Source organism: Maricaulis sp. (assembly GCF_017643475.1).
In the GTDB taxonomy this organism is placed as follows: Bacteria; Pseudomonadota; Alphaproteobacteria; order Caulobacterales; family Maricaulaceae; genus Maricaulis.
The window spans coordinates 178,987-201,792 of sequence record NZ_JAEPNI010000001.1 but is presented as its reverse complement, the minus strand read 5'-3'; the positions used below and the strand labels follow the sequence as shown (position 1 = coordinate 201,792).

Genomic DNA, 22,806 nt, shown 5'->3' with positions numbered 1-22,806 from the left:
TCTGGCTCGACAGGGCTGGAGGAAAGGCATGGCGTCCAGAACCTTTACAGTCGCGTTCGAAGGTGCCGAAGCCCGGCTGGTGGATGTCCAGGTCCAGCTGGCCGGTGGCTCTCAACCCATTTTCTCTGTTGTTGGACTGGGTGACAAAACCGTGGCCGAGAGCCGGGAGCGGGTGCGCGCAGCCTTTTCCGCGCTGGGGCTGTCCATGCCGTCACGGCGCCTGATCGTGAACCTCGCCCCCGCTGACCGCCCCAAGGAAGGCTCGCATTTCGACCTGCCGATTGCGATCGCCATCCTCGCCGAGATCGGCGTGGTGCCCAAGGATGTGGCGGAGGAACATCTCGCCTTTGGTGAGCTGGGTGTGGACGCCAGTATCAATCCGACCCCGGGAGCCCTGCCGGCCGCGATGGCCGCCAGCAGTGCGGGGCGTGCACTCATCTGTCCCGAGGCCAGCGGCCCGGAAGCAGCCTGGGCGGGCGGTGAGCTGGCCATTCTGGCGCCCGCGTCGATCATCCAGCTGATCAATCATTTCAAAGGCACGCAGATGCTGGCGCGACCGGCGCCGGGCGAATTGCTGGAACCGACGGATCAGCCGGACCTGCGTCAGGTGAAAGGCCAGGAAAGCGCCAAACGAGCCCTCGAAATCGCTGCAGCGGGCGGGCACAACCTGTTGATGGTTGGGCCGCCCGGGTCGGGAAAGTCCATGATGGCGGAGCGCTTGCCGGGACTTTTGCCGCCTTTGGCTGCGGACGAATTGCTCGACGTCTCCATGATCCATTCCGTTGCCGGGTTGATCGAACGGGGCAGTCTGACGCGGCATCGCCCCTTCCGGTCGCCGCACCACTCCGCCTCGATGGCTGCGATGGTGGGTGGTGGCACCAAGGCCAAGCCGGGAGAAGCGTCACTCGCCCATCGCGGCGTGCTGTTCCTGGATGAATTGCCAGAGTTTCATCCGCAGGTGCTCGACAGCCTGCGCCAGCCGCTGGAAACCGGTGCCATCACGGTCGCGCGGGCCAATGCCCATGTGAACTATCCGGCCCGTTTCCAGCTGATCGCAGCAATGAATCCCTGCCGGTGCGGAGGGGGTGGCGAGGATGGTGTGGCCTGCAAGCGCGGGCCGCGCTGCGCGATCGACTACCAGGCCCGGATTTCCGGTCCGATGCTGGACCGGATCGATCTCCAGATCACCGTTCCTCCGGTCACTCCGGCCGATCTGGCCCTGCCACCGCCGGAGGAGGGAACGCAGCAGGCTGCGGCCCGGGTGCTCAAGGCCCGTGAGGCCCAGCTTGAGCGCGGTTTTCTAAATGCGCAGCTGCCAACCGACCGCCTCGACCATGTCGCCGAGCCGGACCGGGCCGGTCAGGATCTGCTCAACCAGGCCGCCGCCATGCAGGGCCTGACGGCGCGCAGTTATCACCGTGTCCTTAGGGTCGCCCGGACCGTGGCCGATCTTGATGGATCGGAAGCCGTGCGGCGTGTGCATATCGCCGAAGCGCTGGCCTGCCGCCGGGCTCTGGCCAATGCCGCCACCGCAAATGTTTGAAATATCGGCTTTGACGATGCTACGTTAGCCTGAAACCGTCAGACGTGTAGTGAGTGGAGGAGGGGAACCAAAATGAGGCGTGTTCTCATTCTGTGCTTGGTTGCTGCGCCATTGTTTGGTTCGGTGTTTCTAATAAGAGCGGGCATTCTAACGGATGCGAGGTGGCTTGTTGCTGGATTGGTTGTTACTCCATTGGCGGCCTATTTGACGTTTAAAAAGCCCGCGACCAGAGGATCATCCCGTAGCGGCCGCTAACACGGTGAAAGACAGATGTGTTTTGCGTATTTCGCCGTAACTCACAGGCTTGCCCCGATGAGTGTTCTTTGCTGATGCGTGTCATCTTTTTTCCTCTAACGCGGTTTGAGCACCGGGAGCCTTTGAAGCGAGCTTTTGAGGAAGCTGAGGCTTTGGTTGCCCGCGCGACGAACGACACCCAAACCTCCTTCACAGAGCCGACCCTTAACTACTTCAGTTTGACGATCATTCTGTTTCCCGCAGACAGTCCGCAATATGAAGAGGTTGTCGACTGGAAGCGAAAAGATCGAGACCTTGGTGTATCCAAGAGAATTGATTTCAACGATTTCATGGCGGCTGATGAGGGCCGACGAGCGGGGCTTGTTATAGGAGCGCTTCACAAGGCCTGTGTTGAACTGTCGGAAGCGCACCCAGTTTTGGGACGGTTAGCGGAGGCGTTGCGAGCGCACATCGTTCCGGAGCATCTGTCCTCTGACGTCGTTCCGATCAACCCTGTGTACGAACGGCCCGTGAAACGCATTGAGGTCGATCTGTCGGGGTCAGCTGATCCGGCGGGGAATCTCGAGCTGGGACACAGGATTCAAGACCTTTTGGAGAAGCATGGCGGACAGGTGGTCGGGTTTGAGGTTTCGGCGACTTGTATCGAATTTGATGTTGATGATTCCGCTGTTCCAGTCGCTGCACTTGCCGCTCTACTCGGATCGAGGTTCGGCGCCTCCAACGTTCGATTGCTTGAAACCGATGAAGCGAGTGTCTGAGGAATCTCGCCTTAAGTGTGGATCGTTGGGGGCCTGGCTGCTCATACCCAGATTAAAAACCCGGCCAACGCCTCCACCGCAAGCACCTGAAATCATGATGCTGACGACGCTTCGTTAACCCGAAACAGGTTAGGCCGGATGGGTCATGACAAAAAAACCGTCCGACAATTCCGGAAGGTCCCCGTTTTCGCGCCCCAAATCCGGCGTGGAGACAGGGCTGACCACATTCCTGATGACCGCCTTCGACTCGATGGGCGAGCTGGTGCTCATGCGCGGCTCCAATGGCCGGGTCCTGCACGTGAACCGGCCCTTCCTGGAGGCTTTCGGAGGCGATGCGGGCGACTGGGTCGGACGCTGGTTCTCCGTCGCACCGCCGCTCAAGGAAGACGGCTCCCGTCGTTATGAAATGTTGATGCGCACGCGCACCGGTCCCTTGTGGATCGAGTGGGATGAGCGCCAGATGGATGGCGGTATCGGCGTGATCTCGGTCGGACGCGATATCACCGCCCGCCGCGAACACCACGACAATCTGGAAGCCTCCCAGCGCGCCAAGAACATGTTCTTTGCTGCCGTTACGCACGAGCTGCGGACGCCGCTGGCCGGGACGCTCGGTGTTGCGCGCCTGCTGCAAACAACGCCGCTCCAGCCGGACCAGGCAGATTATGTGCGCTCGCTCTCCGCCTCGGCGGAACACGCGCTGGAGATGATCGACGACATTCTTGATCTCTCGCGCCTTGAGGCCGGCAAGCTGAACCTGCGCCCCGAGAGTATTGATGTTGCGGATCTTGTCCGCGAAATCATCGAGCTGGCGGCGCCCAAGGCTCATGAAAAGGGCCTGGAGATCGGCGCGGTCTTCACCCGCGACGCGCCGGCGCAGATCACGGGAGACGCTGCGCGGCTCAAACAGGTCCTGTTCAACCTGATCGGCAATGCCGTGAAATTCACCGAGACGGGTGGGGTTCGCCTGGACATCTCCAATGCGCCCTGCCCGGACGGCAAGCCGCGCCTGTCCATCGCCGTCAGTGATACCGGCCCGGGCATTTCCGAGAATGACCAGGCCGCGCTCTTCGAGGAATTCGAACGCGGTGCGGCCGAGCGTGAGGGCAAGGAGGATGGCGCTGGCCTGGGCCTGGCCATGGTGCGCCGCCTGGTTGAAGCCATGGGGTCCGCCATGGGCCTGGAAAGCGAGCTGGGTCAGGGCTCGCGCTTCTGGATCACGTTTGAATTGCCGGTCGAGCGCTGTGTGTCCGATCAACCGCTCACGGGCCGTGAACTGGCTGTCGCTGTGGCCGATCCGACCATGCGGTCCATTCTGGTCGACCAGATCGAAGCCCTGGGCGGGCATTGTTTCGCCATTGATAATCCCAACCGGCTTGCTGCGGCCTCGGGCCGCGAACTGCTCATCGACTGGGCCTGGTTCGACCGGGTCGTGGAGGCCAGCGCCGCGCATTCCTGGGTGCTCGTCACGCCGGCGGAAAAATCCAGGATCGCTGAAGGATTGCCGGAAGCGATTGACGGCTGGTTCGTCAAACCCCTGCGTCGCTCCACCCTGATTGCACAGATCACCGGACGCCCTGACAGGATTGTGAAGACACAGGTTCAGCCGGAACTGGTCGAGCTGGACAGGCTTCGTGTGCTGGTCGCCGAGGACGATCCGGTCAACGCCCTTATTGCGCGCAAGACACTGGAACGGCTCGGCGCCGAGGTCGAGGTCGTCGAGAGCGGCACCGCTGCCCTCAAGGCGCTGGAACAACTGTCCTTTGACGCCGCCCTGCTGGACCAGCGCATGCCCGGCATGGATGGTCCGGAACTCGCGCGCATGGCCCGCGCCAATGGCTGGGACATCCCGCTGATCGCCCTGACGGCCAATTCTACTGAAGCGGATCGCAAGGTCTGCCTGGACGCGGGAATGGATGAATTCCTCACCAAACCTGTCGACCCGGTAATCCTCGGCGACACCCTCAAGCGCTTGTGCAACAAGGAAAAACGGTCCAGTTTGGGTTAGATTTCAGACGACCGGAGTTTCAAGGACATGTCCGATGCCGTAACTGCCCAGCGCAAGTCTTGGCGGCAAACCGTCGAGCTCTATGGCAAGCCGATCATGCTCTCCATGCTGATCCTGGGCTTCGCCTCCGGTCTTCCGCTGATGATGGTGTTCCAGAAGTTGAGCTTCTGGCTTCGAGCAGAGGGAATTGATCGGACAACGATCGGTTTCATGTACTGGGTCACCGGCGCTTATACGCTGAAATGGATCTGGTCTCCGGTGGTCGATAAACTGCCGATCCCCTTCCTGACAAAGTCGCTTGGTCGCCGCCGTTCCTGGATGGTCCTCGCCATAGCGGGGACGATGATCGGCTTGCTTGTCATCGGTTTCTCGCGCCCGTCCGAGGGGCTCCTGATCACGCTCGCGGGCGCCGCGATCCTGGCCTATTCGGGAGCGACACTGGATATTGCGATCGATGCATGGCGCATCGAGTCCGCGGAATCGGAGCAGCAGGCGAACATGGCCGCGGCCTATGTCATGGGTTATCGCGGCGCGATCATGTTTGCCGGTTTCGGCCTCGCGATTGCGGATCAGACCTCCTGGCCGATCTCGTTTGCGGTGATGTCCGGAACCATGGGCGTTTGTGCCTTCCTCATCCTGTTCATGAAGGAACCGAACAAGGAATTGGTGGTGACACCGCCCGAGCAAAGCCTCGGCATGCGGGTGACGACGGCCATTATCGATCCGTTCAAGCAATTCTTCTCCCGCATGGGTTACTGGATAGTGCCGGTCTTCATCCTCATCACGATTTACCGGATGAGCGATTTCACCATGGGCATCATGGCCAGCCCTCTATACGCGGATCTTGGGTATTCCGGCACGGTCGTGGGTGGAATCCAGAGTGGACCCGGCATTATCGCGACAATCGCGGGCGGTTTCCTCGGCGGCGTGGTCGCGTACCGGATGGGTGTACTCAAGGCGATGGTGGTTGGGGCGCTGATCACACTTGCGACCAATGGTGCCTATGCCTGGCTGGCCCTGACCGGAACCCCGGAAGATACCTGGCGCATCGCCATCTCTATCGTCGGTGACAATATCGCCGGTGGCTTTGTCGGTACGGTCTTCATCGCCTATCTGTCATCACTGACGGATCCCGCGAATGCAGCGACACAGTACGCGCTCCTGTCCTCGGCCTACGCCTTCGTGAACAAGATCATCGCCGGTTTCTCAGGCGTTCTGGCGGACGCCGTCGGGTATTTCCACTTCTTCCTGATCACCGCGAGTTATGCGGTTCCGGCCGGGGTTTTGGTGATTGTCCTGATCATGTTCGGACCCGCCGCCGCCAAGGGCGAGATCGACTGGTCCGAAAAGGAAGGCAAAAAGCCTGTCGAAGCCTGATTACTCCCCGGCGGCTTCCTCAACCTCGTGGGCGTCCGGGTCGTAGGCCGCCAGGGTTGCCAGGTGGGTGATCTCGCTGACCGAGGCGCCCAGGCGGGCGATCTGGACCGGACGTTCAAAGCCCAGCAGCATCGGTCCCAGCACCGTCGCGCCACCGCCCGCGCGCAACAGCTTGGTGGCGATCGAGGCGGAGTGAATGGCCGGCATGACCAGCACGTTCGCCGGACCTTTCAGGCGCGAGAACGGGTAGAGGAAACGGTGTGACTTGTCCAAGGCGACATCCACGCTCATCTCGCCCTCGTATTCGAATTCCACGCCGCGCTCATCCAGGATCTCGACCGCACGCTGGAGTTTCTCCGAGCGCTGGCCGGCCGGATTGCCGAAGGTGGAATAGGACAGGAAGGCGACACGGGGCGTGAAGCCAAAGCCTTGCGCAGCCTCGGCCGCTTCCGTGGCGATATCGGCCAGGGCCTCGCTGTCTGGGAACTCGGTGACATTGGTGTCGGCGATGAAGAGCGTGCGTTCCTTGGCCAAGGCAATCGACATGCCCATCACCCGCTGGCCCTCGGCCGGGTCCAGCACCAGCTGAACATCGCGCAGGGCAGCATCATAGGCGCGGGTGGTACCCGTCACCATGCCGTCCGCATCACCCAGCTTGACCATACAGGCCGAGAAGACATTGCGGTCATTATTGACCATGCGCTGCACGTCACGACGCAGATAGCCCTTGCGCTGCACACGATTGTAGAGGAATTCGGCATAGTCGGCATTGCGGTCGGAGAGGCGCGCATTGACGATCTCGATAGAATCCTCCGGCACCCCGACCAAGCGCATATTGGCGCGGCAGATCTCTTCCCGGCCGACGAGCACGGCCTTGCCCAGTTCCTGGTTCTGGAAGGCATAGGCGGCGCGGATGACGGCCGGTTCCTCACCCTCGGCAAAGACGATGCGGCGACCATGTCCCATCACCGCTCCCTGGATGCGCTGCAGGAAGGAGGCGGTCGGGTCGAGACGACGGGCCAGCGAGGCGCGATAGGCGCTCATGTCCGGGATCGGCTTGCGCGCGACGCCCGTGTCCATGGCGGCCTGGGCCACATAGGGCGGGACATAGGAGATGAGACGCGGATCGAAGGGTGACGGGATCACGTAGTCCTTGCCAAAGCTCGGACGGGCGCCGTGATAGGCGGCGGCGACCTCGTCGGGGACGTCTTCCTTGGCCAGGGCCGCCAGCGCCTGGGCGGCGGCGATCTTCATCTCTTCATTGATGGTCCGGGCGCGCACATCCAGCGCACCGCGGAAGATGTAGGGGAAACCCAGGACGTTGTTGACCTGGTTGGGATAGTCGGAACGACCAGTGGCGACGATGGCGTCGTCACGGACGGCGCGAACGTCTTCCGGCAGGATTTCCGGATCCGGATTGGCCATGGCAAAGATGATCGGCTCATCCGCCATGGACGCGACCATCTCCTTGGTCAGGGCGCCGGCGACCGAGAGGCCGAGGAAGCAGTCTGCACCGTCCAGGGCTTCGGCCAGCGTGCGCTTGTCCGTTTCGACGGCGTGGGCGGCCTTCCACTGGTTGAGGTTTTCGCGACCGGTATGGATGACGCCCTTGCTGTCGCACAGCAGCGCGTTGTCGGACTTCACGCCCATCGCCTTGATCAGTTCCAGCACCGCGATGCCCGCGGCGCCAGCGCCGTTGACGACGACTTTCAGGTCTTCCATGCGGCGACCGGTGATCTGGCAGGCATTGATCATGCCAGCGGCGGAAATGATGGCAGTGCCGTGCTGGTCATCGTGGAAGACCGGGACATCGAGCAGTTCGCGCAGGCGCTGTTCGACGATGAAGCTTTCCGGTGCCTTGATGTCTTCCAGGTTGATGCCGCCAAACGTATTGCCGAAGCGCTTGACGCATTCGATGAAGGCGTCGGCATCTTCTTCCTCGACCTCGATGTCGATGGCGTCGAGATCGGCGAACCGCTTGAACAGGACCGCCTTGCCTTCCATCACCGGCTTGGAAGCCATGGCGCCCAGATTGCCCAGGCCCAGAATGGCCGTGCCGTTGGAGATCACCGCGACCATATTGCCCTTGGAGGTGTAGTCGTAGACCGCGTCCGGATTCTCTGCGATCGCCTTGACCGGAACAGCGACGCCCGGACTGTAGGCCAGCGAGAGGTCGCGCTGGGTTGCCATGGGCTTGGTCGGCTGCAGAGCCAGCTTGCCGGGGACAGGTTCACGGTGAAAGGCCAGGGCCTCTTCGTCTTCAACCGGGCTGGTTCTGTCATTCATGGCGATGTCCTTGATGATCGGGGGTTTTCCCACTGCTATAGCCGCTCTAGCCGCTTCGCACCCTTGCGCGCAAGCCGAAACCTCGCAAGTGTCTGCCGCAATGAACGCACTGACGACAATACCCGTTCCGACAGACCGGACATTCCCTTCTGCAGAGGGCGCGACGCCGATGATGGTGCAATTCCTTGAATTGCGCGCCCGGGCTCCGGCGGACGCCCTGCTCTTCTATCGGATGGGTGATTTCTACGAACTGTTCTTCGACGATGCCGTGCGTGCTGCGGCAGCCCTGGACATTGCCCTGACCAAGCGCGGCGAGCACCAGGGCGAGCCAATCCCGATGTGTGGCGTACCGGCAGCGACGGCCGAGGCGTATCTAGCGCGCCTGATCAAGGCCGGGTTCAAGGTCGCTGTCGGCGAGCAGATGGAAGACCCCAAGGCTGCCAAGGCCCGCGGCTCAAAAGCCGTTGTGCGGCGGGATATCACGCGGGTCGTCACGCCGGGCACCTTGACCGAGGACAGCCTGCTCGACCCGCGTCGCTCCAACCGGATTGCGGCCCTGGCGCGCACCGGCAGTGGTGAGGCGGCTATCGCGTGGGCGGAAGTCTCCACGGGCGAGTTTGTGGTGTCTGCGGTTGATCCCGCCAATGTACCGGCCGAGATCGCGGCCATGGCCCCGGCGGAATTGCTGGTCGATGAAGCACGTTATTCCGAGACGGTCGAGATCGCCTCGCGTGCCACCGTTACGCCCCTGCCTCGGGCCAAATACGATACAGGCTCGGCACAACGTCAGCTGAAGGCGCAATTCGGCGTGCAGGACCTCGACGGGTTCGGGGATTTCTCCAGGGCAGAGCTGTCCGCGCTGGGGGCCTTGCTGGATTATCTCGCGCTGTCCCAGGCCGGGGCGCCGGCCAAGCTGGTACCCCCGCGCCAGGGCAAGCAGGGCAGTGTTCTCGCGGTCGATCCAGCGACCCGTGCCTCGCTCGAAATTGACAGGACATTGTCAGGGTCTCGCGCGGGTTCCTTGCTGGATGCGATCGACGAAACCGTCACGGCGCCGGGTGCGCGTTGCCTGGCAGAGCGGCTTTCCCGCCCCCTGACGGATGCCGGCGTTATCGAGGCGCGTCTGGATGCGGTCGGTTTCTTCCTCGCCCAGGAAAATCTGCGCCGGGATGTGCGCGAGCGTCTCAAGGCTGCAGGTGATGCAGAGCGGGCGCTGTCACGCCTGCTGCTGGGCCGGGGTGGTCCGCGAGACCTCAAGGCGCTGTCGGCGACGCTGTCGGAAGGCGAGGCTCTTGCCGCTCGTTTGACCGGTGATCCGTTGGGGCAGATGCCGGCGGAAGTCTCCACCTGCACCGCCGCGCTTGTCATGTCCGACAAGTCCGAGCTCGCTGAACTGGTCAATGATCTCGAGCGTGCGATCCGCGATGAACCGCCGCTGATGGCGCGTGATGGTGGATTTGTCGCCGAGGGCTGGCGTCCGGAACTGGATGAGACGCGCGGCCTGCGCGATGAAAGTCGCCGCATCGTGGCGGGTCTGCAGCAGACCTATGCCGAGGCGACCGGCGTTTCCACGCTCAAGGTCAAACACAATAACGTGCTGGGCTATTTCATCGAGGTAACGGCCAAGAATGCCGATGCCCTGATGGGAGAGGAGCTCTACATCCACCGCCAGACCATGGCCAATGCGGTGCGTTTCACCACAACCGAGCTGGCCGAGCTGGAAGCCAAGATCGCCAGTGCCGGCGAGCGGACGCTGGCGATGGAGCTGGAAGTCTTCAACGCCCTGCGTGACCGGGTCGAAGTGCTGGGACCGGTGATCCGTGATTGCGCACGGGCGCTGGCGGATATCGATGTCGCCTCTGCCCTGGCCGAGTGGGCGAGCGATACGGATGCCTGCCGACCGGAAATCGAGACAGGCACGGTGTTCACGGTTGTTGGCGGTCGCCACCCGGTGGTCGAGCAGTCGTTGGCGCGCACGGGCGAGGGCCGTTTCACCCCGAATGATTGCCAGCTTGATGGTGAGGGCGGTGAAGGCCCGCGCCTGATGCTGGTGACCGGCCCGAACATGGCCGGTAAGTCGACCTACCTCCGGCAGAATGCGCTAATCCTGATGTTGGCCCAGGCCGGATGTTACGTGCCAGCCCGCAAGGCCCGGATCGGTATTGCGGACCGGCTGTATTCACGTGTGGGCGCGGCGGATGACCTGGCCCGCGGCCGCTCCACCTTCATGGCGGAGATGATCGAGACGGCAGCCATTCTCAACCAGGCGACCGAACGCAGTTTTGTCATTCTCGATGAGATCGGGCGCGGCACGGCGACATTTGATGGTTTGTCCATCGCCTGGTCTGCCGCGGAGCATCTGCACGGCGTCAATGGCTGTCGGGCGCTGTTTGCCACACATTATCACGAGCTGACCCGGCTGGCAGACGAGCTGGAAGCGGCGGGTAATTGTTCGCTCAAGGCGCGCGAGTGGAAAGGCGAGCTGGTCTTTCTTCACGAGGTCGGGCCGGGGGCCGCGGATCGGTCCTACGGTATCGAGGTTGCGCGCCGGGCGGGTCTGCCCAAACTGGCCATCAAGCGTGCCCAGACCATTCTGGATCGTCTCGAGGCGGAGGGGGCACCGGCGGCCGCGCTGGCGGATCTGCCGCTCTTTGCAGCGGTGGAAGTTGCCGAACCCGCGGGACCATCCCCGGTGGATGAACGCCTGGCCGAGGTTGATCCGGACAGTCTGACCCCGCGTGAAGCGCTGGACCTGGTCTATGCGCTCAAACAACTCGCCAAAGACAGGTGACGCAGGCGGCGCCCGGATCTAAAACAAGGTCATGACCGCGTCTTTCCTGCCTGCCTCACTGGAATCCCTGAAACTGCGCGCCCGACTGGCGTCGGCTATGTCGCAGGATGGCTGGGACTCACCCTCGGCGCGTATGGCCGGCCTGGCGACCCTGCGGGCGTCGTTGGAGATATTCCGGAAATCTGCCAACACATTGCTGGCCGGTGATCATGGGGGCGCGGCTGCTGCCCATGCCCTGGCTGACGGCGTTTCCGTGTGCCTGGGCGCGCTTTTTGACAGCCTGGCGGCCGAGGATCCGGAAGGCGCGCGTGGCGTGGCCCTGTGTGCCCAGGGTGGATTTGGTGCAGGCGAGCTGGCGCCCTATTCCGACGTCGACCTGATGCTGCTCAAACCCGGCAGTGCGAACGGGAAGACGGATGAATTCCTGCAGCGTGTGCTCTACGCGCTCTGGGATCTGAAAATCGATGTCGGTGGCGGCGCCTGTCGGACGATCGAGGAAACGCTCGAGCTGGCGCGTGAAGATGCATCCGAGCGCACGGCCCTCCTTTCCCTGCGATACATCGCCGGTAATCAGAACCGGGTCACAAAACTGGCCAAGCGGTTTCGCGATGAAGTCGTTTCCGGTGACGAGATCGCCTTTGTCGAGGCCAAGCTGCGCGAACGCGACGCGCGCATCGAGAAGGCCGGGCGGTCGCGTTATACCGTTGAGCCGCACCTGAAAGCGGGCAAGGGCGGGCTGCGGGACCTGCAGCTGATGCGCTGGCTGGCGCTGTTTCTCTACGGCGCCGATGCGTTTGAACGCTGGGTGGGTGATCGCCTGCTCTCGGTTGATGATGTCGAGCGTTATGTGGCAGCCGATGATTTTCTCTGGACGGTGCGGTTCCATTTGCATCAGCTGGCCGGTGGCAAGGATGAACGGTTGAGCTTCGAGCTGCAGCCGGAAATCGCCAAACGTATGGGGTTCGAGGACACCGAGACCGAGAGCGGTGTCGAGCGCTTTATGCGGCGCTATTTTTTCACAGCCATGCATGTGGGGTCGCTGACCCGTCTGGTTTGTTCCAAGCTGGAAGCGGATTCTCGCAAGGCCAAGCCGAAAAACCTGGCGCGTTTCCTGCCCAATATGTTGACGCTGGAAACGGCGGATACCGGTTCCTTCATCCTGCGTGATGGCCGGCTGGATTTCGCCAATCCCACCCAGATTGCCGACGACCCGGCCAAGCTGATGCAGTTCTTCCATGTGGCCGCATCCCGCCAGTTTGATTTACACCCGGAAGCCGTTGCGCGCATCGGCCGGACATTGTCGCATGTGGATGATGACTATCGCCGCGATCCCCGTGTCGCACGGGCCTTCTTTGCGGTCTTGCTGGATGCTCCGGCCCCGATGGCCGTGCTGCGCCTGATGACCGAGGCGGGGCTTCTGGGGCGCTACATCCCGGAGTATGGCGATATCGTCGCGCGTACGCAGTTCAACATGTATCATCGATACACGGTCGACGAGCACACCCTGCAGGCGATCGGTTTGTTACGGGAGATCGAGCAGGGGCTGCATGTCGACGAACACCCGTTGTCGACAGGAATTATCAGCGAGATCAAGAACCGCCGCGCCCTGCATCTCGCGGTGCTGTTGCACGATACAGGCAAGGGCAATGGGGATCAGTGTATCGAGGGCGCTGCACGGGCGCTGACAGCATGTGAGCGATTGGGGCTGGATGCCGAGGAAAGCGAACTGGTCGCCTGGCTGATCGAGAACCATCTCCTGATGAGCGACACGGCCCAGCGCCGCGATATCGGTGATCCAAGAACCATTGCCGATTTTGCTCAAGTGGTTGGCAGTGTTGAGCGATTGCGTCTTTTGACAGTCCTGACAGTTGTTGACATACGCTCGGTCGGGCCAGGTGTCTGGAATGGCTGGAAAGCCCAGCTGATGCGCGATCTCTATGCCGCGGTGGAGCCGGTGCTCCAGCGCTCCGGTGATGCGGTCGAGCTCGCTCGTGAGGCACTGGCCGAAAAGGCGGATGCGGGACGCAGCCGTGTCTGTGACCGGCTCCAGCGCTCCTATCCGGAGTTTGCAGATTTCTGGCGTGAGGAACTGGACGACACCTATTGGGTGACCTCGACGGAGGAGGACCGGTTCCGCCATGCCGCCTTTGCTCGTCAGGCCCGCGCGCGCGGTGATGATGAGGCCGCGACCGCCATTCGGGTCGACCGCCGACGCAAGGCGACGGAATTGATGATCTGGACCGAGGACCGGTTTGGCCTGTTCGCGGATCTCGTCTCTGCGCTCGCCCGGCGTGGCGCGGATATTGTTGGCGCGACCATCAATACGACCCGGTCCGGCAAGGTGCTGGACATTTTCTATATCCAGGATGCGGGCAGCCAGCCGTTCGGCTGGGATGACCCCTATCTGATGGATGAGCTTGTGGCCTATGTGCGCGAGATAGTTTCAGGTGCCCGTGAGGTAGAACGTTCGCGCGAAACGGCGCTGAAACGGTCAGGTGCGGCGTTCAAGGTGACGCCTTATCTCAACTTTTCCAACGACCTCTCGGACAGCGCCACGGTCATCGAAGCCTCCGGTCGTGACCGTCCGGGCTTGCTTGCGGACCTTTCCGACATGATCGCCAAACAGGGGCTGTCCCTGCACTCAGCGCGGATTGATGGATATGGCGAACGGGCGACGGATGTGTTCTATGTCACCCTGGAAGGCGCCCAGCTGACGGATGAGGCGCTCAAGGCCGAGGTGGAAGAAGCGCTGATGAATGTCCTGAGCGAGGGAGAGGCGCAACTCGAAGCGCAGGCGGCCCAGCGCGGCATCGCGCGCGCTCCGGCGAGTCTCTTGCGGTAAGCCTATGAGATTATTGCGCTCCTCTGCAGTTGTTGGCCTTTTCACAATGGTCAGCCGGATCCTCGGTTTTGTCCGCGAGATCATGTTCGCGGCCTTTATCGGTCCGGGTTCGGTGCTCGATGCCTTCCTGCAGGCCTTTCAGTTTCCCAATCTCTTCCGGCGGATATTCGCTGAGGGGGCGTTCAACTCGGCCTTCGTGCCGCTTTATACCGAGCGCCTCGAGGGCGATGGCCAGGATGAGGCGAGGGAGTTCGCCCGACAGGTCGCTTCCGTCCTGTTTACCGCCATGCTGGTCCTTGTTGTCGCGGCGCAACTGGCGATGCCGTGGCTGATGGTCTTCCTCGGTCCGGGTTTTGTCGGCCAGCCGGAGATTTTCGAAACGGCGGTGCTCTTTACGCAGATTACCATGCCGTATCTGTTGATGATGTCGCTCAGCGCGATGTTTTCCGGGGTATTGAATGCGCACGGCAAGTTTGCCGTTGCTGCGGCCGCGCCGGTTCTGCTGAACCTGACACTGATCGGGATCATGTTCTTCAGTGAGCTGCGTGGGCGAGAACTTTCCTACTATCTGACCTGGGGCATCACGCTTTCCGGCGTCATCCAGCTGGCCTGGATCTATGCTGCCATGCAGCGGCTGGGCATCGGGTTGGCGCTACGCCTGCCGCGCCTGACACCTGGGGTAAGAAAACTGATTGTGCTGGGGATTCCTGGCGCGGTGGCGGCAGGTGTCACGCAGATCAATATCCTGGTGACCTCGGCGATCGCGACTAACCAGGCTAGCGCCCGATCCTGGCTCTATTTCGCGGACCGTCTCTACCAGTTGCCGCTTGGTGTGGTTGGTATTGCCATGGGTGTCGTGTTGTTGCCGACGCTGAGTGCCCGCCTGCGTAATGGCGATGACGAGGGTGCGTCCAATGCGATGAACCGGGCGGTAGAGATTTCCATGGCGCTGACCCTGCCAGCTGCCGCCGCGCTGCTCGCCATGCCGGAATTCTTGGTCGGGGCGCTCTTTGAGCGGGCCCGGTTTGATTCAAACGATACCATCATGGTGGCCAGAGCGCTGGTTCCGTTTGCGCTCGGACTGCCCGCGTTTGTTCTGGTAAAGGTGCTCGCACCGGGCTTTTTTGCCCGCCAGGACACGATGACCCCGATGAAATTCGCGACCGTCTCCGTTGTCGTCAATTTGGCGTTGGGTCTGGCGCTGTTTAGCACGCCGTTGCGTTATGTCGGCCTGGCAATCGCCACTGCGATCGCCGGCTGGGTGAATACGCTGCTGCTGGCTTGGACGTTGCACAGGCGCGATGTGTTTAAGCCGGACGCACGTTTGATGTCGCGCTTTCCGCGTATTCTGGCGGCAGCCATCATCATGGGCCTAGCTCTCAGGGCGGCGCAGTATTACAGCCTGGAACTTACGCAGCTCTTTTTCGGCGTTCCGCTACTGGCCGTTATCGCTGTCAGCGCTGCGGGAGCGGTTGTTTATGGAATCGCCGCGATCGTTACCGGTGCCCTGCGCATTTCCGATGTGACCTCTTCCCTGAAGCGTTCTTGACACAAACACGCTTGAGACCCGGAGCCCGCAAGGCTAAGACCGCGGCTCCTGTTTTCCTCCGTCCACACGAGGCTATCCGATGAGTGCTACTCCGACCGATTACACTGGCCCGCAACGCGTGCTTTCCGGCATGCAGCCGACCGGTTCCCTGCACCTTGGCAATTATCTGGGTGCCCTGAAGAACTGGGTGTCGTTGCAGGAGGATGGAAACTGGGACTGTTTCTATTGCGTTGTTGACTTGCACGCCGTCACCATGCCGCACGACCCGGCCACCCTGCCGGACGCTGTGCGCTCTGCCGCCGCGGCCTACATCGCGTCCGGAGTGGACCCGTCAAAGAGTGCGATTTTCGCCCAGTCCGCAGTGCCCGCCCATGCCGAGCTGGCGTGGATCTTCAATTGTGTGGCGCGGCTGGGCTGGCTCGAGCGCATGACCCAGTTCAAGGACAAGGCTGGCAAGGACAAGGAGCGCGCTTCGGTAGGGCTCTTCACCTACCCGGTCCTGCAGGCGGCCGACATCCTGGTCTACAAGGCGACCCATGTCCCGGTGGGCGAGGACCAGAAACAGCATCTGGAACTGTGTCGCGACATCGCCGCGCGTTTCAATCGCGATTTCGGCAATGGCGAAGCGATTTTCCCGATGACCGAGCCGGTCATCCAGGGGCCGGGCGCGCGCATCATGTCCCTGCGTGACGGTTCTGCGAAGATGTCCAAGTCCGATGTGTCCGATAATTCGCGCATCAATCTGGACGATGACGCAGACAAGATCGCCCGCAAGATCAAGAAGGCGAAGACTGATCCCGAACCGCTCCCATCCGAGGAAGCCGGTCTTGCTGATCGTCCCGAGGCCAATAACCTGGTTGGCATTTATGCCGCACTGACGGGCCAGACCAAGGCCGATATCCTCGCCGAGTTCGGTGGTCAGGGTTTTGGCGCTTTCAAGCCTGCCCTGGCTGACGTGGCCGTGCAGTATCTCGCCCCGATCTCCGACGAATATCGTCGCCTGGTCGAGGACAAGACCGAGATTGACCGGATCCTGGCTGCCGGTGCCGAACGTGCCAACAAGATCGCGGCACCTGTCGTGACTGAAGCCAAGGAAATCATGGGGTTCTGGGGATAGCATGTCCAAGACGTCTGTATTGCTGGCCGCGCTGGCCAGCCTGTCCGTTGCCGCTTGCGGCGCGCCTTCTGACACCGAAGAAAGCGCGTCCATGGGTCATGGCGACATGCATCATGGGGAAATGAGCGAGATGGCGGAACTTCCGCCGCTTGCCGATGATGGTGTCATGCCGGTCATCGACGTTCAGGAAGCCTGGATGCGTCCGCACCCGGGTGGCCGCGATGTCACGGCCGCCTATTTCACGCTTGCCCTCAGCGCGGGCTCTGTGGACCGCCTTCTCAGCGCCCGTATCGACGGCGCCGAGCGTGTCGAGCTGCACGGTCATTCGATGAATGATGAGGGCATGATGCAGATGCGCGCCATCGGTCCTCAGGATGTGTCGGCCGGTGAGACGATGGTTTTCGCCCCGGGGGGCCATCACCTGATGGTGTTTGGTCTGGCGACGGTGGTCGAGGGCGATACGGCCACCGGCACTCTGGTTTTCGAGCGTGCAGGCGAGGTCGAGGTGAGCTTCCAGGTCAGCCCCCTGCCACCGAGCATGTCCGCCGACAACTGATCTGCGACAATCCGCGCCATTGAGCGCGGATTGTTTTTACCTCAAAACATACCGCATGGTATGATTTGAGGGTGAGATGAATAACTGGCTGATTGCTGCCGCGGCGCTCGCGGCCCTGACAACACTGGTGCATTTCTTTGTGGGGGGCCGACAGGTGGCCAAACCCCTGCTGGAAACCGGCGAGATCAACTCACTGGTCAAGTTCACGCACTATTTCTGCTGGCACATTGTCACCATCGCCCTGGCCGCGATGGCCATCGGCCTGGCCTATGCCGGGCTGAACCCGGGCGGGCGTGATGTGGCCATCGTGATGGTGGGGCTGGCCGCGGCCATCGCAGTGTGGAATTTTGCCATGAATGCCCGTCACAGGCTCAAGGCGAGCCGTCATCCCCAGTTTGTGTTTTTCATTCCGATAGTCGCGTTGGCCATGCCGGGATTGTTGCAGGCATGACCAGGATTTCGCGTGAAGACTGGCTGGAGACCGGGCTGGCCCAGCTGGGGCGCGAAGGGCCGGCCGGCCTGCGCATAAGCCGTCTGTGCAAACGTGCGGGGGTGACGCGAGGGTCGTTCTATCACCATTTCGCGGACCAGAAGGTCTACAGCGAGACCCTGCTCGAGCACTGGGAACACAGTCACACTCTAGCCCTGATCGACGCTGCGGATGCAGCTGGCGAAGGCGCTCTGGAGCGACGTCACAGGCTCAGCGCGTTGACGTCGAAGCTGGACATGCGCGTCGAGGCGGAGATCCGGCGCTGGGCGGCAAGTGATGATCAGGCGCGTGTTGTGCTGGCGCGGGTGGATAATCGCCGGCTGGATTACCTTGCCGAGCTCAACCGAATGGAGAACGGAATGGACACGCAGGCTGCCCGCGATCTGGCCGCTATCGAATACGCCGTGTTTCTGGCCTATCCCGGGCTGTTCCCGAAGAGCGGTGAAGCGGATTTCCGGCGGGTTGGCCGGTTGCTGGACCGGCTGATCACCGGTCTGTCTCAGTCCTGAGAAGCGTCGTCCGTGCCAGCCTCGGCCCTGGGGGCGTCGAACTGGTTCTCGGCCAGGTATTTTTCCGGGTTATAGGCCTGTGGCCCGCGGGGCCAGAACATGCGCATCAACCCACCACCCATCAGCGTGACAGGGACAAGAAAGAGGCCATAGGCATTTTCCTGCAACAAGAAGAGCACCACGAAGAAAACAACGCCCATAACGGCGATGAGGGCTCCCAGGATGAACATTGTGATCATGAAGGCCATCGACTGGCCTTCGACGAACTCAACCTGTTCCCGGTGGGGCAGAAGCGCTTCGTGCAATCCGGTAAGCAGGGCGCGGAACGTCTCGTATTCACCCCGGAACACACCCGCCGAGACAAAGGTCATCGAGCCAAACACCATCTCCTCGCCAGCGCTATTGGTGATGCGCAATACGACCTGGGAGGTCTGTCCTGCCATTTCCGCTGCCAGGCGCACCTGGCGGATGTCAGCGAGCGCGAAGCTGTGAACGGGCGTGCCATCCTCCAGCGTTTGCACCAGGGCATTCTCTTCCAGCCAGGTCAGTGTTGGCCGGGTGCCCAGATTTCGCCGGTCGGGATGCCGCACAGAGCTCATTGAATCCTCTCCTTTTCTAGCGACTTAGCAGCAATTACTGGACGAGTCGCGTGAAACTCGCCACAGTCGTACGGCATGCCAAATCGAACACGCAAATTCCTGGTCGTGGCGGATGAAAGCCCGGAAGCGCGCACAGCGCTGTACTTTGCCGCCCGCCGCGCCTTCAAGACCGGCGCCAAGGTCACTGTCCTGGCGGCGTATGAACCTTCCGACTTCAATCACTGGATCGGCGTTGCTGAAACAGCGAAACGGGAATCCGAGGCCGCAGCCGAGACCTTGCTGGAATCCATGGCCGAAGATGCGGAAGCCGTCACCGGCGAGCGTCCGGAATTGCTGTTGCGTGAAGGGGATCGCTCCAAGGTCCTGTCCGAGCTGCTATTTGAGGATCCGGAAATATCGCTGTTGATCCTGGGGGCGTCGCGCTCGAGTGAAGGGCCGGGACCGCTGGTTTCTGCGCTGGCACGAGGCAAGGGTTTGTTCTCCGAACGCAATGTGCCTGTAACCGTCGTCCCAGGGGATATGGCGTGTGAGGAAATCGACGCCCTGACCTGAGCCCCTGCAGCTCCTGAGGTTGAAGTTTTTGTCCGTTACCGCCAAGTGATGGCCAAGGAGACCTGCCATGTTCATCCAGACCGAAGCCACACCCAATCCGAACACGATGAAATTCCTGCCCGGTCGTGAGATCGCGCCAGCTGGATCGCGGGAATTCGAGAATGAGGAAGACGCCGCCGTTTCGCCGTTTGCCTCCGATCTCTTCCTGATCGAAGGGGTAACGGGTGTATTCCTGGGCGCGGACTTCATTGCCATCACCAAGAGCGACGGCGTGGAGTGGGACCACATCAAGCCCTTCCTGCTGGGCGCGATCATGGACGGGCTTCAGTCCGGACGTCCGATCCTGGGTGATGCGCAGGAGGAAAGTGGTCACGCGGTTTATGACGGTGAGAGCTCGGAAGTGGTCAAGGAGATCATCGAGCTGATCGATACGCGGGTGCGACCGGCTGTGGCCCAGGATGGTGGTGATATTCTGTTCCACTCCTATTTGGCCGATACGGGCGTTGTGCGCCTGAAAATGCGTGGGGCGTGTTCCGGCTGTCCGTCTTCGACGATGACGCTGAAATCCGGCATCCAGAACCTGCTCCAGCACTACATCCCGGAAATCCAGTCCGTTGAGGCGGTGGAGTAGGCAGGCGACGGCGCCACCGAATTCCTCTAAACCGCCGCCATGGCCATCCTGGTTTTTGATACGACCGGAGCGGAATGCTCCGTGGCGCTGCGCATTGACGGTCAGCAGGACATTGTCCTGAGCGAGACAATCGGGCGCGGCCATGCCGAGCGCCTGGCACCCATGGCGCAGGAAGCGTTGAGGCAGGCGGGTATGGAGCCGCGTGCACTCAAGCGCATTGGCGTGACGATCGGACCGGGTGGATTTGCCGGAACGCGTGTCGGTGTGGCTTTTGCCCGAGGGCTAGCCCTGTCGACCGGCGCTAGGGCCTATGGCATCTCAAACCTGGCCGTGATTGCGCATTCCCTGTCCGCGACGCGCCCGCTGGCAACGGTGCATGACGCCAAGCGCGGGGAGGTCGTGCTGCAGATCTGGCGCGATGAAGCTGACGAGGCACAGCGGCTCTCAATCGAAGACGCATCTGCGCGCGTGGCCGGGCTCGCTCTGGCCGGTGGAGGTGCTGCACTGGTGGCGTGTGAAGGGCAGAATATCCTCGATGATGGCAAGCTTGATCTCGTCGCCCTGCTGGACGTTGCTGGGCAGGCAGGCGAGGACCAAAGTCCGCCGACGCCCTTTTATGTGCGCCCGCCCGACGCCAAGCTACCGGGCGGAGTGGATCCGTGATCGTCGAACAGGTCGCCGCCCAGAGCGCAGAACGCATGGCGGCGCTGCACGAGAAATGTTTCGATCATCCCTGGCCGGCCAGCGAGTTCGCCTCGCTTCTGTCCATGACATCGACCCGGGCTTTTGCGGTCCAGCGTGACGGCTGTCATATCGCACTTGTTCTGGTCCGGATCGCTGCTGATGAGGCGGAGATACTGACGGTTGGCGTCGACCCGGCTGAACGTGGCAAGGGCCTCGGTTTGGCCGTGCTGGAGCGGGCTGAACAGGCTGTCGCAGACCGGGGTGCCGTCTCGCTCTTCCTGGAGGTCAACCAGCATAACGACCCTGCCCGTGCGCTCTATACCCGAGCCGGATACTCGGAAATCGGCCGTCGCCCGCGTTATTACCGAGGCCGGGATGATGCGCTTATCTTCCGAAAAACTCTGTTGGAGCGTGGACAAACAGGGGCGTGACCGAATATCACTCCGATATCCAACCGGGGGAATCAACATGCCGGACCGCATCGAGAAAATCTGTATCGAAAAAGGCCTTCGCATGACGGAGCAGCGCCGCGTGATCGCGCGTGTCCTGTCCATGTCGCATGACCACCCCGATGCCGAAGAGCTGCACCGCCGGGCGGCCGCCGAGGATCCGCGCATCTCCCTGGCCACCGTCTACCGCACGGTCCGCCTGTTCGAAGAAGCGGGCATTATCGAGCGCCACGACTTCCGCGACGGAAGGTCGCGTTATGAAGAGGTCGGGGACGACCATCATGACCACCTGATCGACCTAAAGTCCGGTGAAGTCGTGGAATTTGTGAATGACGAGATCGAGCGACTGCAGGAAGCGATCGCTCGCAAGCTGGGCTACAAGCTTGTCGATCACCGTCTCGAGCTTTACGGCGTACCCCTCTCCAGCGCTGAGGAGTAGGCGCGAGTTTCCAAGGGGACACCATGTCCGCGCGCCAGCCCGGCAAGCACGCCATCACATTCATCTTCATCACCGTGCTGATCGATATGATCGGTTTCGGCCTGATCATTCCAGTGATGCCCGAGCTCATCAACGAGCTGACCGGACTCGGTGCGGATGACGCGGCCGTGCTCGGCGCGTGGTTGATGATGACCTATGCGCTGACCCAGTTCATCTTTGCGCCGATTGTGGGCGCCCTGTCGGACCGTTTCGGGCGCAAGCCGGTGCTGTTGGCAGCTCTTGCCGGTTTCACGATCGACTATGCGATCATGGGCTTTGCGCCCTTTTTCTGGATGCTTGTCGTCGGTCGTCTTCTGGCAGGAATTTTCGGCGCAAGTTATTCCACGGCCAACGCCTATATCGCCGATATAACGCCTCCCGAGAAACGGGCTGGTCGGTTCGGGATGATCGGCGCCGCTTTTGGTCTGGGCTTCATAATCGGCCCCGCGGTTGGCGGTATTCTGGGCGACCTTTATGGCCCGCGTGCGCCTTTCTTCGCGGCTGCGATCCTGGCCGGGCTGAACCTGGTTTATGGCTTGATTGTTCTGCCGGAGACCCTGGCGCCGGAAAACCGACGCAAGTTTGACTGGAAGCGTGCCAACCCGTTCGGCGCTCTCATCCAGATCCGCAAATACCCGGCCGTTTTCAGCCTCATCTTCGCGGTATCGCTGATGCTGCTCGGGCATGCGGTGTTCCCGGCGATCTGGTCCTATTACACCGCCTACAAGTTCGACTGGGATGCCGGAGATATCGGGTTCTCGCTCATGGTTGTCGGTATAACGGCGGCCATCGTTCAGGGCGGTTTGACGCGTGTACTGGTGCCCAGGCTGGGTGAGTGGCGGGCAATTACGATGTCCCTGCTGCTGGGAATTATAGGTTACGCCGCCTATGGTCTCATCACCGAGGGATGGATGGTCTATCCGGTGATCATTGCCGGAGCGATCGGCGGTATCGGCCAGCCCGCACTGCAAGGCGTGATGTCGCGTATCGTGCCACCGAACGCCCAGGGCGAGTTGCAGGGTGCCATGACTAGCCTGCAAAGCCTGTCCATGGTCATTGGCCCGCTGGTCATGTCTCGGATTTTTGCTGGCTTTTCAGGCGAAGGAGCTCCGGTCGAATTTCCGGGCGCGCCCTTCATGCTGGCATCGGTGCTCACGGGTCTTGCGCTGGTCATCGCCCTCGGCGCCCGCCGCAAGGATGACGGCAGTGCCAATGAGACGACGCCGGAGAATGAACCCTCTCCCGTCTCCCCACGCGAGGCGGAATAGCCACTCCTCTTGCCCTGCAAGGGGTTTTCAAGCATAACCCCGGCCTCTTCGGCACAGGGTCGAAGGC

19 protein-coding genes are annotated in these 22,806 nt (G+C 61.9%); 17 read left to right on the top strand and 2 right to left on the bottom strand.

Annotated elements, in window-relative coordinates:
* Positions 1-28 precede the first annotated feature (28 nt).
* The 4 genes from JJ889_RS00965 (at position 29) to JJ889_RS00950 (ending at position 5,938) form a co-directional block, all read left to right on the top strand.
* Positions 29-1,543 (top strand): YifB family Mg chelatase-like AAA ATPase, encoded by a 1,515-nt coding sequence (locus JJ889_RS00965; RefSeq protein ID WP_291890889.1) that lies wholly within the window; start codon positions 29-31, stop codon positions 1,541-1,543.
* A 329-nt stretch (positions 1,544-1,872) separates the two neighbouring features.
* On the top strand, positions 1,873-2,556 hold the full coding sequence (locus JJ889_RS00960) for a hypothetical protein (RefSeq protein ID WP_291890888.1): 684 nt from the start codon (positions 1,873-1,875) through the stop codon (positions 2,554-2,556).
* Positions 2,557-2,701: 145 nt separating this feature from the next.
* Complete coding sequence (locus JJ889_RS00955) at positions 2,702-4,561, top strand: ATP-binding protein (protein ID WP_291890887.1); 1,860 nt, start codon at positions 2,702-2,704, stop codon at positions 4,559-4,561.
* Positions 4,562-4,588: 27 nt separating this feature from the next.
* A complete protein-coding gene (locus JJ889_RS00950; RefSeq protein WP_291890886.1) occupies positions 4,589-5,938 on the top strand; it encodes an MFS transporter in 1,350 nt (449 codons plus the stop codon).
* Here JJ889_RS00950 and JJ889_RS00945 read toward each other — a convergent pair whose 3' ends face one another.
* Positions 5,939-8,224: an NADP-dependent malic enzyme gene (locus JJ889_RS00945; RefSeq protein WP_291890885.1), complete on the bottom strand. Its 2,286-nt coding sequence runs from the start codon at positions 8,222-8,224 to the stop codon at positions 5,939-5,941. It abuts the gene before it with no gap.
* Between the two features lie 100 nt (positions 8,225-8,324).
* On the opposite strand from JJ889_RS00945, the gene mutS reads away from it, so the two are divergent.
* The 7 genes from mutS to JJ889_RS00910 all read left to right on the top strand — a co-directional run bounded on the left by mutS (position 8,325) and on the right by JJ889_RS00910 (position 18,078).
* A complete protein-coding gene (gene mutS / locus JJ889_RS00940; protein WP_366940015.1) occupies positions 8,325-11,015 on the top strand; it encodes a DNA mismatch repair protein MutS in 2,691 nt (896 codons plus the stop codon).
* A 31-nt stretch (positions 11,016-11,046) separates the two neighbouring features.
* Positions 11,047-13,857 carry a [protein-PII] uridylyltransferase gene (glnD, locus tag JJ889_RS00935; RefSeq protein WP_291890883.1) on the top strand — a complete coding sequence of 937 codons (2,811 nt, stop codon included), beginning with the start codon at positions 11,047-11,049 and terminating at the stop codon, positions 13,855-13,857.
* Between the two features lie 4 nt (positions 13,858-13,861).
* On the top strand, positions 13,862-15,406 hold the full coding sequence (murJ, locus tag JJ889_RS00930; protein ID WP_291890882.1) for a murein biosynthesis integral membrane protein MurJ: 1,545 nt from the start codon (positions 13,862-13,864) through the stop codon (positions 15,404-15,406).
* Between the two features lie 79 nt (positions 15,407-15,485).
* On the top strand, positions 15,486-16,523 hold the full coding sequence (gene trpS, locus JJ889_RS00925) for a tryptophan--tRNA ligase (RefSeq protein WP_291890881.1): 1,038 nt from the start codon (positions 15,486-15,488) through the stop codon (positions 16,521-16,523).
* 1 nt (position 16,524) lies between these two features.
* Positions 16,525-17,079: a copper chaperone PCu(A)C gene (locus tag JJ889_RS00920; RefSeq protein ID WP_291890880.1), complete on the top strand. Its 555-nt coding sequence runs from the start codon at positions 16,525-16,527 to the stop codon at positions 17,077-17,079.
* Between the two features lie 76 nt (positions 17,080-17,155).
* Entirely contained in the window at positions 17,156-17,530 is a 375-nt protein-coding gene (locus JJ889_RS00915) for a hypothetical protein (RefSeq protein WP_291890879.1), read from the top strand.
* Positions 17,527-18,078, top strand: a complete 552-nt coding sequence (locus JJ889_RS00910; protein ID WP_291890878.1) for a TetR/AcrR family transcriptional regulator — start codon at positions 17,527-17,529, stop codon at positions 18,076-18,078. The genes JJ889_RS00915 and JJ889_RS00910 overlap by 4 nt, the downstream gene beginning before the upstream one ends.
* Here the strand turns inward: JJ889_RS00910 and JJ889_RS00905 are convergent.
* A complete protein-coding gene (locus JJ889_RS00905) occupies positions 18,069-18,677 on the bottom strand; it encodes a hypothetical protein (protein WP_291890877.1) in 609 nt (202 codons plus the stop codon). The two genes, JJ889_RS00910 and JJ889_RS00905, sit on opposite strands and share 10 nt — an antisense overlap.
* Positions 18,678-18,752: 75 nt before the next feature.
* On the opposite strand from JJ889_RS00905, the gene JJ889_RS00900 reads away from it, so the two are divergent.
* The 6 genes from JJ889_RS00900 to JJ889_RS00875 all read left to right on the top strand — a co-directional run bounded on the left by JJ889_RS00900 (position 18,753) and on the right by JJ889_RS00875 (position 22,739).
* Positions 18,753-19,229: a universal stress protein gene (locus tag JJ889_RS00900; RefSeq protein WP_291890876.1), complete on the top strand. Its 477-nt coding sequence runs from the start codon at positions 18,753-18,755 to the stop codon at positions 19,227-19,229.
* 67 nt (positions 19,230-19,296) lie between these two features.
* Positions 19,297-19,860, top strand: coding sequence for a NifU family protein (locus JJ889_RS00895; RefSeq protein WP_291890875.1), 564 nt, complete (start codon positions 19,297-19,299; stop codon positions 19,858-19,860).
* Positions 19,861-19,899: 39 nt separating this feature from the next.
* On the top strand, positions 19,900-20,523 hold the full coding sequence (tsaB, locus tag JJ889_RS00890) for a tRNA (adenosine(37)-N6)-threonylcarbamoyltransferase complex dimerization subunit type 1 TsaB (RefSeq protein ID WP_291890874.1): 624 nt from the start codon (positions 19,900-19,902) through the stop codon (positions 20,521-20,523).
* Complete coding sequence (gene rimI, locus JJ889_RS00885) at positions 20,520-20,975, top strand: ribosomal protein S18-alanine N-acetyltransferase (protein WP_291890873.1); 456 nt, start codon at positions 20,520-20,522, stop codon at positions 20,973-20,975. Before tsaB ends, rimI begins: the two co-directional genes overlap by 4 nt.
* 37 nt (positions 20,976-21,012) lie before the next feature.
* Positions 21,013-21,432: a Fur family transcriptional regulator gene (locus tag JJ889_RS00880; protein ID WP_291890872.1), complete on the top strand. Its 420-nt coding sequence runs from the start codon at positions 21,013-21,015 to the stop codon at positions 21,430-21,432.
* Positions 21,433-21,455: 23 nt separating this feature from the next.
* Entirely contained in the window at positions 21,456-22,739 is a 1,284-nt protein-coding gene (locus tag JJ889_RS00875) for a TCR/Tet family MFS transporter (RefSeq protein WP_291890871.1), read from the top strand.
* The last annotated feature ends 67 nt before the right edge of the window (positions 22,740-22,806 follow it).